Source organism: Vicinamibacterales bacterium (genome assembly GCA_036496585.1).
Lineage (GTDB): Bacteria > Acidobacteriota > Vicinamibacteria > Vicinamibacterales > 2-12-FULL-66-21 > JAICSD01.
Genome location: DASXLB010000009.1, coordinates 18755 through 32675, shown reverse-complemented (window position 1 = coordinate 32675; position 13921 = coordinate 18755). Strand labels below are relative to the sequence as shown.

8 protein-coding genes are annotated in these 13921 nt (G+C 68.4%); 7 read left to right on the top strand and 1 reads right to left on the bottom strand.

Annotated features, from left to right (window positions below; genetic code table 11):
• Nucleotides 1–29: 29 nt before the first annotated feature.
• Nucleotides 30–2399, top strand: coding sequence for a DNA topoisomerase IV subunit A (locus tag VGI12_02885; GenBank protein HEY2431591.1), 2370 nt, complete (start codon nucleotides 30–32; stop codon nucleotides 2397–2399).
• Nucleotides 2400–2451: 52 nt separating this feature from the next.
• Nucleotides 2452–3399, top strand: a complete 948-nt coding sequence (locus VGI12_02880) for an NmrA/HSCARG family protein (protein HEY2431590.1) — start codon at nucleotides 2452–2454, stop codon at nucleotides 3397–3399.
• A 49-nt stretch (nucleotides 3400–3448) separates the two neighbouring features.
• Here the strand turns inward: VGI12_02880 and VGI12_02875 are convergent, their stop codons facing one another.
• Nucleotides 3449–4225, bottom strand: a complete 777-nt coding sequence (locus VGI12_02875; protein ID HEY2431589.1) for a glycoside hydrolase family 16 protein — start codon at nucleotides 4223–4225, stop codon at nucleotides 3449–3451.
• 142 nt (nucleotides 4226–4367) lie between these two features.
• On the opposite strand from VGI12_02875, the gene VGI12_02870 reads away from it, so the two are divergent.
• The 5 genes from VGI12_02870 (at nucleotide 4368) to VGI12_02850 (ending at nucleotide 13895) form a co-directional block, all read left to right on the top strand.
• Nucleotides 4368–7187 (top strand): 2-oxoglutarate dehydrogenase E1 component, encoded by a 2820-nt coding sequence (locus VGI12_02870; protein ID HEY2431588.1) that lies wholly within the window; start codon nucleotides 4368–4370, stop codon nucleotides 7185–7187.
• 100 nt (nucleotides 7188–7287) lie between these two features.
• A complete protein-coding gene (gene odhB / locus VGI12_02865) occupies nucleotides 7288–8532 on the top strand; it encodes a 2-oxoglutarate dehydrogenase complex dihydrolipoyllysine-residue succinyltransferase (protein ID HEY2431587.1) in 1245 nt (414 codons plus the stop codon).
• The gene (locus VGI12_02860) at nucleotides 8533–9006 is read left to right on the top strand and encodes a DinB family protein (GenBank protein ID HEY2431586.1); all 474 of its coding nucleotides are present in this window, start codon (nucleotides 8533–8535) and stop codon (nucleotides 9004–9006) included.
• A 25-nt stretch (nucleotides 9007–9031) separates the two neighbouring features.
• On the top strand, nucleotides 9032–11980 hold the full coding sequence (locus VGI12_02855; protein HEY2431585.1) for a protein kinase: 2949 nt from the start codon (nucleotides 9032–9034) through the stop codon (nucleotides 11978–11980).
• A gap of 10 nt (nucleotides 11981–11990) precedes the next feature.
• Nucleotides 11991–13895, top strand: a complete 1905-nt coding sequence (locus VGI12_02850) for a DNA topoisomerase IV subunit B (protein ID HEY2431584.1) — start codon at nucleotides 11991–11993, stop codon at nucleotides 13893–13895.
• The last annotated feature ends 26 nt before the right edge of the window (nucleotides 13896–13921 follow it).

Below are 13921 nucleotides of genomic sequence, written 5' to 3'. Positions count from 1 at the left end.
GTGAGGCACCTGATATCCTGCTCCCATCCATGGCGAAACGTCCCAAGAAAGAAGCCTCCCTGTTCGACGCCGACGTCGACAACGGCGCGCCGGCAGGCCCGATCGACGAGAGCGTCACGCTGCACGAGGCTGCGCAGACCCGGTATCTCAACTACGCCCTCTCCGTTATCACCTCGCGCGCGCTGCCCGACGTGCGCGACGGCCTGAAGCCCGTTCAGCGCCGCATCCTATTCACGATGTGGCAGCAGAACATGACCGCCGACGCCAAGCACCGCAAGTGCGCCAAGGTCGTCGGCGACGTGATGGGCAGCTATCACCCGCACGGCGACATCGCCCTCTACGAGACGCTGGTGCGCATGGCGCAGCCGTTCTCGCTGCGCTATCCGCTCGTCGACGGCCAGGGAAACTTCGGATCGCTCGACGGCGACAGCGCCGCGGCCATGCGCTACACCGAGTGCCGCCTGTCGCGCATCTCCGACGAAATGCTTTCCGAGATCGACCAGAGCACCGTGCCGTTCCGGGCCAACTACGACGGCACCCGGACGGAGCCGGTCGTGCTGCCGGCGCGGCTGCCGAACCTGCTGATCAACGGCGCCACCGGCATCGCGGTCGGCATGGCCACCAACATCCCGCCGCACAACCTGGGCGAAGTGTGCACCGCGCTGGTCAAGCTGCTCGACGACCCCGATCTGACCAGCGTGCGGCTCTGCAAGTGGATCAAGGGCCCCGACTTCCCGACCGGCGGCGAGATGCTGAATTCGCCGGACGAACTGAAGGAAATCTACAAGACCGGTTCCGGCGCCATCCGCCTGCGCGGCACGTGGGAGATGGGCCCGGAGACGCGCGCCGCCAAGACCGTCTACATCACCAGCATTCCCTACACGGTCAACAAGGCCACTCTCACCGAGCGCATCGGCGAGATCGCCGCCGGCCGCAAGCTGCCGCCGCTCCTCGACGTCAAGGATCTCTCGACCGAAGACGTTCGCATCGCGCTCGAGCTCAAGCGCGACGCCGACGAGAAGATGGTCATGGCGTACCTGTTCAAGCACACGCCGCTGCAAACCAACTTCCTCGTCAATCTCACCTGCCTGATCCCGACGGAGAACCCGGAAGCCGGACGGCCCGAGCGGCTCGACCTGCACGCCATGCTCTGGCACTTCCTGCATTTCCGGCTGGATGTCGTGACCAAGCGGCTCGAGCACGAGCTCGAGGCGCTGAAGAAGCGCATCCACATCCTCGAGGGATTCGAGAAGGTCTTCGACGCGCTCGACGACATCCTGAAGATCGTCAGGAAGTCGGAGGGCAAGGCCGACGCCGCGCAGCAGATCATCCGCAAGTACTCGCTCGATGCCGAGCAGACCGACGCGATCCTCGAGCTCAAGCTGTACCGCCTGGCCCGGCTCGAGATCCTGATCATCCGCAAGGAGCTCGACGAGAAGCGCAAGCGGGCCCGCCAGATCGGCGGACTCCTGAAGGACGAAAAGAGCCGCTGGGCGATGGTCCGCGACGAGATCGAAGAGATTCAGAAGAAGTACGGCGATCCCCGCCGGACCAGGATCTCGAGCGATGCCGGCGAGGCAGAGTACACGGCCGAAGACTTCATCGTCGAAGAAGACAACGTGGTGATCGTGTCGCGGGACGGCTGGGTGAAGCGGCAGAAAGAGGTGAAGGACCTCGCGACGACGCGCCTGCGCGAGGGAGACCACGTGCTGGCGGTGTTGCAGGGGAGCACGCGCGCGACCGCCGTATTCTTCAGCAACTTCGGCGTCGCCTACACGGCGCGGATCGCCGACGTGCCGGCCTCGACGGGCTACGGCGAACCGATCCAGCGCCTGTTCAAGCTGAAGGACGGTGAACGGATCGTCGACGCTCTGAGCCTCGACCCGCGGGTCGCGCCGCGGATCAAGGCCACCAAAGAAGGCGAAGAGCCGAGGGAGCATGCCGTGGCGGTGACGAGCGACGGCTACGCGCTTCGATTCTCGCTGGAGCCGTTCCTGGAACCAAGCACCCGCGCCGGGCGTCGATATGCCAGGACGGCAGAGGCCGCCGAGGTGGTCGGGATGGCGCGCCTGACGGGCGGGGAGGTGCTGATTGTCGCGACGCGCGACGCACGTGCGTTGCTCACCAAGGCCGTGGAGGTCAATTTTCTCTCGGGGCCCGGCCGCGGCGTCATCCTGATCAAGCTGGCCTCAGGCGACGATCGCGTGCTGGGTTTCATCGCATCGACCGGGGATCGCGATCTGCTGACCGTCGAAACGAGCCGCGGCGCCGAGCAGACGATCAGCACGACGAAGTACGAGATTACCGGCCGTGGCGGCAAGGGACGCGAGCTGCTGCAGCGCGGCCAGTTCACGCGCGTGATCTGGCCGGCGCCCGACGCGCCGCAGCCACTGTCGTAGCGACGGCCGCAAGCGCCCTCGGGTCTTGGATCGACGAAAGGACACGAACGAAATGGCTGACAAGAAGATCATCGCGGTCGTCGGTGCGACGGGCGCGCAGGGCAACGGGCTCGTGCGGGCGATTCTGGCCGACCGCAGCGGGCAGTTCGCGGTGCGGGCCATCACCCGCAATCCCGATTCCGAGAAGGCGAAAGCGCTCGCCGCCGCGGGCGCCGAGGTGGTGGCGGCGAACGTCGACGACGAGGCGAGCCTGAGCCGCGCGTTCGCCGGGGCGTTCGGCGCATTCTGCGTGACCTTCTTCTGGGATCACTTCTCGGCCGAAAAGGAAGTCGAGGAGGCGGGCAACATGGCCCGCGCCGCCAAGACCGCCGGCGTGAAGCACGTCGTCTGGTCAACCCTCGACGACACGCGCCGATTCATGTCGCTCGACGACCCGCGCATGCCGACCCTTGGCGGCAAGTACAAGGTGCCGCACTTCGACGGCAAGGGGGAGGCCGATCAGCAGTTCCGCGACGCCGGCGTGCCGACCACGTTCCTGCTGACGGTGTTCTACTGGGAGAACTTCATCTCCTTCGGCGCGGGTCCGCAGCCGGCAGGTGATGGCAGCTACCTGCTGACGATGCCGATGGGGAAGGGGAAGCTGCCGGCGATCGGCGTCGACGACATCGGCAAGTGCGCACTCGGCGTATTCAAGCGCCCCGATCTCATCGGCCGGACGATTGGCATCGCCGGCGGCGCGCCGACCGGCGAGGAAATGGCGGCCGCCATGAGCAAGGCCCTCGGCGTCCCGGTGAAATACAACGACGTGCCGCCCGAGGTCTATCGCGGGTTCGGATTCCCCGGCGCCGACGACATGGGGAACATGTTCCAGTTCAAGCGCGACTTCAACGATGTCTACGTGAAGTCGCGGAGCGTCGAGCTGGCGCGTGAGCTGAATCCCGAGCTGCAGTCGTTCGACCAGTGGCTGGCGACGCACGCGAGCGCCATTCCGCTCAAGTAGCAGTGATCTGGTCGTTCTCGAGACGTGTTACCGCGGCGGCAGACTGCGGCTACGGCTGCGTCACGCGGACCCAGTCGACGAGCGTGTCGGCTTTGCCGGCCTTGACCGCGTCGACCGTTGTTTGCGGCAGGCCGAAGTAGGGCTGTTCGACGTGATTGACGCCGTGCGGGTAGCCGCCGCCGAGCGCGAGGTTGACGATCAGGTGCTTCGGGTTGTCGTACGCCCAGCGTCCGTACTTCTCGACGTCGGCCCTCGAGGCGCGGTAGATCTCCTTGCCGTCGATGCGGAAGACCAGGAGATCCGCCGTCCAGTCGACTGAATAGACGTGCCACTGTGAGATATCGACGGTGGCGTGCTTGACGAGTGGCGTGTTGCCGAAGTAACCGGGACCGTGCAGCGCCACGCTCGTCCACGTCGCCTCGCCGACGTTTTCCATCACGTCGATCTCGCCGGTGTCGGGCCAGCGGCCGTTCCCGAGCGCCCAGAACGCCGGCCAGAGCCCCGCACCTGGCGCGAGCTTCATCCGCGCGGCGGCCGTGCCGTAGACGAACTCGAACTTGCCGCGCGTGTCGATCCGTCCCGACAGGAAATCGGCGGTCTTTCCGTCGGGCGTTGCGAATGCGGGATGGAGCCGCGGGTGGATGGTCAGGAGGCCGTCGCGGACCTCGAGCACGTCCGGCGCATCGACGTAGGCCTGCTGCTCGTTGTTGACCGTGCGCCAGCTGCTGCCGGTCACGATCACGTTCCACTTCGCGCGGTCCAGCGACGGGCCGGAGAATTCGTCTTCGAACAACGTCCGATCGGCACTGCCCGCCGCGGGGGCCATGACCAATGACGCGAAAACGGCAGCGAGCGCGGCGCGTCGCCATGAAGGACGCGACCGAGCGATAGCGAGAGAGCGTGCAGGGGAGTTCGAGGGGCGACGCCCCTCGAATGACATCAGACGCATGCGGTAGGATTATACGGATATGGGTCCGTGGGAGGGGTTTTCGGGCGTCAACAGCGGCTACGTGCTCGAGCTGTACGAGCGCTTCCGGACCGATCCCTCCTCGGTTGACCCCGCGACCCGCGCGATTTTCGAGGAGTGGTCTCCGCCGGCGGCTGTGGCGGCCGATCCAATTACGTCGGACGGCGTAACGGCGCGCGTCGCCGTCGATGCCGTGCACCTGGCGCAGTCGATCCGGCGCTACGGGCACCTGGCTGCCCAGCTCGATCCGCTCGGCACCAGGCCTCCGGGCGATCCGTCGCTGCTGGCGGAGACGCACGGCGTCACCGACACGGACCTGCGCCGCCTGCCGGCCACGCTGATGTCGTCGGCTCTCGCCGATGGCGCTGCGTCGATGCAGGAACTGGTCGACGCCTTCCGTCAGGTCTACTGCTCGACGACCGGCTACGACTTCTCGCACATCTTCGTGCCGGAGGAGCGGCGCTGGCTGCGCCAGGCGGTGGAAGGAGGGCGGTTCCGCGCGCCGGCCGACCCGATCAACCCGGTCGCTCTGCTCGAGCGGCTCACCCAGGTCGAGACGTTCGAGCGTTTCCTGCATCGCACGTTCCCCGGCAAGACGCGGTTCTCGATCGAGGGTCTCGACATGCTGGTGCCGATCCTCGACGAGGTCATCGGCGAAGCGGCGGAAGCGGGCACCGGCCACGCGCTCATCGGCATGGCCCACCGCGGCCGTCTCAACGTGATGGCGCACGTGCTCTGCAAGCCGTACGAGCAGATCCTCGCAGAGTTCAAGGACCCGGTGAGCTCGCGCAGCTTCCGCGAAGACATGGCGTGGAGCGGCGACGTCAAGTATCACGCCGGCGCCACCCGCGCGATCGAGGACGGCCGCGAGATCGGTATGGAGGTGTCGATGCCGCCCAACCCGAGCCATCTCGAGGCGGTCGACCCGGTGGTCGAGGGGATGGCGCGTGCCGCCGGGACTGTCGCCGATCGCGGCGGCGCCCCGCGCTTCGATCCGGCGCGCAGCATACCGATTCTCATCCACGGCGACGCCGCGTTCCCCGGTCAGGGCATCGTCGCGGAGACGCTGAACCTGGGCCGTCTCGCCGGCTACGACACCGGCGGCACCATCCACATCATCGTCAACAATCAGCTCGGGTTCACGGCCGACTCACGGGATTCCTACAGCACGTCCTATGCGAGCGGACTGGCGCGGGGCTTCAAGATTCCGATCGTCCACGTCAATGCCGACGATCCGGCCGCCTGCGTGGCGGCCGCGCGTCTGGCGTTCGCGTATCGGTCGAGATTCCAGCGCGACTTCCTGATCGATCTCATCGGCTACCGGCGCTGGGGCCACAACGAGGGGGACGAGCCCGCGTTCACGCAGCCGCTGATGTACCAGACGGTGGCATCGCACCCGACCGTACGGGAGATCTGGGCCCGAACGCTGGTGGCCCGGGGGGAGATTGAGGAAGGGCTGCCGGATCAGCTGAGCCGGAGGTACTTCGACGAGCTGCAGCACGCGCTGGACACGCTCGAGCCCGAGAAGGATTTCATCGAGCCGACACCTGACGCGCCGCCGCCAGGCGCCGCGGCGCGCGCGCAGACGGCGGTGCCGCTCGAGCAGCTGGCCGACCTCAATGCCTCGCTGCTGCTGATGCCCGACGGCTTCGCGGTGCACAAGAAGCTGGAACGGCTGCGCGAGAAGCGCGGCCACGTGTTCGACGCGCCCGATGAGCGTACCGTCGACTGGTCGGTCGCCGAGGAGCTCGCCTTGGCGTCGATCCTCGCAGACGGTACGAGCATCCGGCTGACCGGTGAGGACGTGGAGCGAGGCACCTTCAGCCATCGCCACGCGGTACTGCACGACATCCGCAGCGGCGCCATCCACCTGCCGCTGCAGGGCCTGCCGCAGGCGAAGGCGGGATTCGAGATCCACAACAGCCCGCTGTCGGAGAACGCCGCGCTCGGCTTTGAGTACGGCTACAGCGTACAGGCGCCCTCGCGCCTGGTGATCTGGGAGGCGCAGTACGGCGATTTCGTCAACGGCGCGCAGGTGATCATCGACGAGTTCCTGACCTCCGCGCGCAGCAAGTGGGGGCAGGAGCCGTCGCTCGTCCTGCTGCTGCCGCACGCCCACGAGGGGCAGGGGCCGGATCACGCCAGCGCCCGCCCGGAGCGGTTTCTGCAACTTGCCGCCGACGTCAACATGCGGATCGCCAACTGCACGACGGCCGCGCAGTACTTCCACCTGCTGCGCCGGCAGGCCGCGCTGCTGCTCACCGATCCGCTGCCGCTCGTGGTCCTGACCCCCAAGGGCCTGCTGCGCCATCCGCTGGTGGCCTCGACGCCGCGCGATCTCGCCGAGGGACGCTTCCGCACGGTGATCGACGACGATGAAGTGCGCGCCAGCGCAGCCGACGTCCGCCGGGTGCTCGTGTGTTCCGGCAAGGTGTATGTGGATCTCGTCGGCGGCGACAAGCGCGCCGCGGTCAGAGATGTCGCGGTCGTCCGCCTCGAGCAGTTGTATCCGGTCCCGGCGCAGAACCTGCGCGCCACGCTCGACGCCTACAATCACGCCGACGACATCGTCTGGATGCAGGAGGAGCCCGAGAACATGGGGGCATGGGAGTTCATCCGTCCTCACCTCGCCGAGGCGGCCGGCGGCCGTCCGGTCCGCGTGATCGCGCGACCGCGCAGTGCGAGCCCGGCGGAGGGGTCCGCGGCGCGCCATGGCCGCCAGCAGCAGCTCCTCATCGACCAGGCCTTCGCGCCGTCGGGCACCGGGCAGGGGCGCGCGAAACCTGGAGCCAAGCCTGCGCCGCAGCATGTTGCGGGCTGAGACGCGCCCAGCAGCAACTCTGGTTTCCAGACCGAAGCACGTCCGAGATTGGGAGTCGGTAATCTTCATAACCGGAAACCCACACCGCCAGGAGCCCTGAATGTCGGCGAACGTCGTAGTACCCGAAGTTGGTGAATCGATCGTCGATGCGCGCGTCGCCCGCTGGCTGAAGCGCGAAGGCGACCAGGTGTCGGCTGGAGAACCGCTCGTCGAGCTCGAGACCGACAAGATCGATCTCGAAGTGGCCGCGCCGAAGGCGGGCGTGCTCAGCCGCATCGCGCATGGCGACGGCGCCGACGTCAAGGTCGGGGAAGTGCTCGGCGTGATCGAAGAGGGGGGAACGGGCGAGGAGAAGCCAGAGGCCGAGAGTCCGCGGCCGGACGCCGGCAGCCGGCAGCCGGCAGCCGACCGGAAGCGCGCCACCCCCGCGGCGAAGAATGTCGCCGATCGGAATCAGGTCGACCTGAAGACGGTCGAGGGTACCGGCGTCGCGGGCCGCGTGATGCGACGCGACGTGGAGTCCGCCTCCACGCGTGGGGCCGCGGCGGAGCCGCCGGCGGTCGCGCCTCCCGCGGCGAAGGCCGAGCCGGTGGTTGCCGGCACGCGGCCGGCCACGCCCATCCGCGAGGAACGGCGACAGAGCGGCGACCGCTCCGAAGAGCGCGTGCGGATGTCGAAGCGTCGCGCCACCATCGCCAGGCGGCTCGTCGAGGCGCAGAGCACCGCCGCGATGCTCACGACCTTCAACGAAGTCGACATGTCGGCGATCCAGGCGGTTCGCGAGCGGCACAAACAATCGTTCAAAGAGAAGCATGGCGTCGGCCTCGGGCTGACCTCGTTCTTCGTCAAAACGGTGATCGGCGCGCTGCGCGAATTCCCGCGGATCAATGCCGAGATCCAGGGCGACGAGATGGTGCTGAAGCACTACTACGACATCGGTATTGCGGTCGGCGCCAGCGAGGGGCTCGTCGTGCCGGTGCTGCGCGACGCCGATCGGATGTCGTTCGCTCAGATCGAAGGCAGGATTCGTGAGTTCGCCAAGGCGGCGGAGGATGGAACGCTCTCGCTCGCCGATCTGCGTGGCGGGACGTTCACCATCACCAACGGCGGCGTGTTCGGATCGCTGCTCAGCACACCCATCCTCAATCCGCCGCAGGTCGCCATTCTCGGTCTGCACGCCATCAAGGATCGTCCCGTCGTCGTGAGCGGCCAGGTAGTGATCCGGCCGATGATGTACACCGCGCTGACCTACGACCACCGGATCGTGGACGGTTCGGAAGCAGTCCAGTTCCTCGTGCGGGTCAAGCAGCTCGTCGAGGATCCGGGCGCCCTGCTGCTCGAGTAAATGGAAGCCGTCCGGCTTGCCGATCAACTCGTGCGCGCCCACCACGGCGATCCGTGGCACGGCTCGGCGCTGAGGACGATCCTGCAGGGCGTCTCGGCGTCACAGGCGGCGCGCCGGCCGGCAGCGGAGGCGCACTCGATCTGGGAGATTGTGCTCCATCTGGCCGGCTGGCGGAACGAGGTGGCGCGCCGCGCGGGCGGAGCGCCGGCGGCTGAGCCTGAAGGGGGTGACTGGCCCCCGGTTGGCGACCCCTCGCCGGACCGCTGGGCCGCGGCGCTGGCGGCTCTCGACGCCGCGCACGAGCGGTTGCTGGCGGCCGTCGGCGGCCTGACCGACGAGGCGCTGGCCGCTCCGTCCGTCGATCCGCGCGATCGGTCGCTTGGCGCCGGCGTCACCTATCGCGAGTTGTTCCACGGCATCGTCCAGCACGATGCCTATCACGCGGGACAGATCGCGCTGCTCAAGAAACTCTGACGAACCTTCACAGACGACTTTCCGGATGAGCCCCGACCGGCCCGACGACACGCGCACCGATCACGATTTCGCGGCCGCGTGGTCGTCGGAGGCGCTGACGCGCTCCTTCGCCCCCTCGGGCAGCGGCATGCCCGTCGATCTGCCGTTCCTCTTCGCGGCGGGCCAGCAGTTCGGCCGCTATCACATCGTCCGTCCCATCGGGAAAGGCGGCATGGGGCAGGTGTACGAAGCGGAGGAGCTCGACAGCGGCCGGCGCGTCGCGATCAAAATCCTGAGCCGCGGCATCGGCGACGACGAGGAGCGCGAGCGGTTTCTGCAGGAAGGCCGGCTGGCGGCGTCGCTGAGCCACCCCAACACCGTCTACGTGTTCGGCACCACCGAGGTACAGGGCTTCCTGGTCATCGCGATGGAGCTCGCGCCGTCGGGCACGCTGAAGGACCTCGTCATACCGGGAGAGCCGATGGCACCGCCGGCAGCGGTCGACGCCGTGCTGCAGGTGATTGCCGGGCTCGAGGCCGCGGCGTCGATCGGCATCCTGCATCGCGACGTCAAGCCGTCGAACTGCTTCGTCGCCGCGGACGGACGGGTGCTGGTCGGCGATTTCGGGCTGTCGATCGGCGCGGTGCACGGAAGCGGTGATCGCGGCACCATTCTCGGCACGCCCGGGTTCGCGTCGCCTGAACAGCTGCGCGGCGACGCGCTGGATCTGCGCTCCGATATCTATTCGGTCGGCGCGACGCTCTTCTACCTCCTCGCCGGCCGCGCCCCGTTCGAGGATCAGAGCACGACCGGTCTGCTGGCGCGTGTGGCGTCAGAGCCACCACCGTCCATTGCGACGCTGCGCGCCGACGTGCCGCATCGGCTCGCGCAGGCGATCATGCGCTGCCTCGAGAAGGATCCGTCGGCGCGTTTCGCGAACTACACCATGCTGCACGCGGCGCTCGAGCCGTTCGGTTCGGCCAGTCAGCCGCCCGCACCGCTCGTTCGCCGGCTGACGGCCGGGGCCGTCGACGCGTGGATCACCAGCATTCCCGCCGGGCTGCTGACGCCACTGCTCGGGCTCTTTCCACTCAGCCCGTCTCATCGCATCGACGGGGTCATCGTGGCCGCGATCGCCGTGGCGACGACTGCGCTCTATTACGGGCTGCTCGAAGGACACTGGGGGGCGGCGGCCGGCAAGGCGCTGCTGGGCCTGCGTGTCGTCGATCGGTCGCAGGCGACACCAGGCATCCGGCGCGGCGTCGAACGGGCGCTCGCGTTCGCTGTCCCCTGGCAGATGGTGGTCCTGATCGTGACCTGGCTCGTCGTGCGGCGGGTTCCCGAGATTGCGGTGAGCGCGCTCGACGCCGTCGCCGGCGCGGCGGCGTTCGTGCTCCTGTTCTGTGTCGCGCGCCCGTCGAGCGGCTTTCTCGGCCTGCACGATCGCCTCAGCGGAACCCGCGTGGTTCGACGGCGGGCCCGACGCGAGGCCCGCGATCGGGCGACCGCGATTCGTCAGGTTTCAGACGCGCCATTCGACGGCGGCGAAGCCGTCGGGCCGTACCGGCTTTCCCCTGGAACGGCGTGGTCCACCGGATCCGCCCTGACGGTTCCCGGCTTCGACGAGCGGCTGCACCGCCGCGTCCGGATCGATCTGCTGCCGCCGGCCACGCCACCGCTCGATGCGGTGCGTCGCGATCTCGATCGGCCGGGCCGGGCGCGATGGCTCGGCGGCCGCCGCGGCGAGCAGAGCTGGGACGCCTACGAAGCGCTCGAGGGCGCCCCGCTCGCCGACGTCGCTGCGGCCCGGCAGTCCTGGTCGCGCGTCCGCTACTGGCTCGAGGATCTGACGAGTGAAGTCGTCGCCGGCCTCAAGGACGGCACGCTGCCGCCGCTCGATCCGGGACTGGTGCTCCTCTGCCACGACGGCCGCGCGCGGCTGCTCGACGCTCCGCAGCCGGCGGCTGTCGGCCCGACGGCGGATGTCGCCTCCACGCAGCAGTTCCTCTATACGGTGGCCGCATCCGCGCTTCTCGGCGTTCCGGCCGGCGGCGCCGCGGCGCTGCCGCCGAACACGCCGCTGCCGCTCGCGGCGCGCAAGGCGCTGCTCGCGCTGCGGACGTCAACCTTTGCCTCGCCCGAGGACTTGCGCGACGGCGTACGCGCTGCGCTCGCGGGTCCCGCGGTCCTGCCGCGCCAGCGCCGGCTCGTCCAGGTGGCCGCCAGCGCTGCGCTGCCGATCGCCCTCACCATCAGTTCACTCGGCACGATCGTCGCGCTCAACCGGCAGAAGGTGGACCGGGAGGAGATCCTCGCACTGCAGACCTGCCTCGGGGCGATCGAGCAGGCCGAAAAGGGGTCGCGCCGCAGCGATGCCACGGCGCAGACGCGCAAGACCGCCGCCGAGATCTACATCGCGGAACATCTCGCCACCGAAGTACGCGCTCCGGATACCTGGGCGCGCTCGTATCCGAACCTTGGCGCGCGCGGCGGACGCGACCGCGCCTACCTGGCCCTCGACGCGCATCGAGATCGAACGCCAGACGAGGTCCGCCGCGCCGACGAGACTGTCGAGGCCCTGATCGCGAAGGAGCGGTCGGGTCTCGCGCGTCTCACGACCTTCGCCGGGCTGCTGACGACGGCGCTGGCGATCGCCGCCGGTACCAGCGCCATTCCGGCGCTGCTCGCCCTGATCGGCGCGCTGGTGACGGGCAGCGGCTTCACGTTCCGTCCGTGCCGCGCGGCGCTGGTCAACAGGCGCGGCCAACCCGTGTCGCGCCTCCGCGCCCTCTGGCGTGCGGTCGTCTGCTGGTCGCCGATTGCCGCGATGCTCGTCTCTTATGTGTTCAGGAGCGACGGCACGAGCTCGCCCGCGCTGATTGCCGTGCAGTCGATGCTGCTCCTGGCGGCGATCGCCGCGGCGCTGTGGGCGATCGCGCGGCCGACGCGCGGGCTGCAGGACCGCCTGGCCGGCACCTGGATCGTCCCGCGGTAAGATGGCCTCCTTGGCGACCTACACAGCAAAAGACATCACGGTTCTCGAGGGGCTCGAGCCGGTTCGCAAGCGCCCCGGCATGTATATCGGCGGCGTCGGCAGCACCGGCCTCCATCACCTCGTCTGGGAGATCCTCGACAACGCGATCGACGAGGCGATGAACGGCCACGCCTCCAATATCCGCGTCACGCTGCACGCCGACGGCGCGTCGCTCACGGTGGAAGACGACGGGCGCGGCATTCCGGTCGACAAGCATCCGAAGACGAAGCAGAGCGCGCTCGAGGTGGTGTTTACCACGCTGCACGCCGGCGGCAAGTTCGAGGCCGGCAGCTACAAGACGGCCGGTGGGCTCCACGGCGTCGGCGCCAGCGTCGTCAACGCACTGTCGAAGGAGCTGGTCGCCACCGTCAAGCGCGACGGCGCCGTCTGGGAGCAGCGCTTCGCGCAGGGGCATCCGGTCGGTCCGGTGAAGAAGCTCGGCCCGGCCCGCGGCACCGGCACGACGGTGTTCTTCCGTCCCGACTCCACGATCTTTCCGAAGGTCGAGTTCGACGCCGAGGTCATCAAGCAGCGTCTCGAGATCTCGAGCTACCTCCACAAGGGCATCAAGGTTTCGTTCGAGAACGAGGAGACCGGCGACAAGGCCGCCTACCAGCACACCGAGGGGCTGGTCGACTACCTGCGCACGATCATCGCCGAGCGCAGCGCCACACCCGTCCACGACGTGCCGTTCACGCTCACGCGCGAGGACGGCCTGCGCATGGACGTCGTACTGCAGTGGACGCAGTCGACCGACGAACACGTCCGGAGCTACGTCAACGGCATCCCGACCGGCTCGGGCGGTACCCACGAGAACGGCTTTCGCGCCGGGCTCGGTAAAGCCGTGCGGAACTTCATCGACACGCACAACCTTTCGCCGAAAGGCGTCACGCTGACGGCGGAGGACATCCGCGAAGGTCTGGTCGCGGTGCTGAGCGTGTTCATCCAGGAGCCGCAGTTCCAGGGTCAGACCAAGGACCGGTTGAACAACCCGGAAATGACCGCCGCCATCGACTCGCAGGTGCGGCCGCCGCTCGAGCACTGGCTCAACACCAACATCTCGGTCGCCGAGTCGATCGTGGCGCGCATCATCCTGGCCGCGCGCGCCCGCGAGGCGAGCCGGGCCGCGCAGCAGGAGGTGACGCGCAAGTCGGCGACGTCGGGCCGCCTGACGCTGCCAGGCAAGCTGAGCGACTGCTCGTCGCCCGGACGCGACGACAGCGAGATCTTCATCGTCGAAGGGGACTCGGCCGGCGGCTCCGCCAAGCAGGGGCGCGATCGCACGAAACAGGCGATCCTGCCGCTGCGCGGCAAGGTCCTGAACACCGAGAGCGCGTCGCTCGCCAAGGTGTTGGAGAACAAGGAGCTCACCGATCTGGTCACCGCGCTCGGCTGCGGGCTCGGCAAGAACTTCGATGCGAGCCGGACGCGCTACGGCAAGATCATCATCCTCGCCGACGCCGACTCCGACGGCCACCACATCGCGACGCTGCTGCTGACGTTCATCTACCGGCACATGCCGCAGCTCATCACGCTGGGCCGGGTTTTCCTCGCGCAGCCGCCCCTCTACCGCATCGACATCGGCAAGGAAACCTACTGGGCGCTCGACGAGGCCCACAAGGCGCGGCTGCTGAAGGCGCACGGCAACGGCCGCGGCACACCCGAGATCACGCGGTTCAAGGGGCTCGGCGAGATGATGCCGAAGGTGCTGTGGGAGACGACGCTCAATCCTCGCACCCGGCGCCTGCTGCGCGTCGAGATCGGGGACCAGATCGTCACCGACCGCGTGATCAACGAGCTGATGGGGAAGGACCCGTCCGCGCGCTTCCGCTTCATCATGGAACGGGCGGAAGAGGCCGTCGAACTGGACGTTTAAATCCGAGGGGCGTTGCCCCTCGGACT

What these genes read in the sequence shown, in the direction of transcription:
- VGI12_02885 (HEY2431591.1), top strand. Translation starts at nt 30, where the DNA reads ATGGCGAAACGTCCCAAGAAAGAAGCCTCCCTGTTCGACGCCGACGTC.
- VGI12_02880 (HEY2431590.1), top strand. Translation starts at nt 2,452, where the DNA reads ATGGCTGACAAGAAGATCATCGCGGTCGTCGGTGCGACGGGCGCGCAG.
- VGI12_02875 (HEY2431589.1), bottom strand. Translation starts at nt 4,225, where the DNA reads ATGGCCCCCGCGGCGGGCAGTGCCGATCGGACGTTGTTCGAAGACGAA.
- VGI12_02870 (HEY2431588.1), top strand. Translation starts at nt 4,368, where the DNA reads ATGGGTCCGTGGGAGGGGTTTTCGGGCGTCAACAGCGGCTACGTGCTC.
- odhB (HEY2431587.1), top strand. Translation starts at nt 7,288, where the DNA reads ATGTCGGCGAACGTCGTAGTACCCGAAGTTGGTGAATCGATCGTCGAT.
- VGI12_02860 (HEY2431586.1), top strand. Translation starts at nt 8,533, where the DNA reads ATGGAAGCCGTCCGGCTTGCCGATCAACTCGTGCGCGCCCACCACGGC.
- VGI12_02855 (HEY2431585.1), top strand. Translation starts at nt 9,032, where the DNA reads ATGAGCCCCGACCGGCCCGACGACACGCGCACCGATCACGATTTCGCG.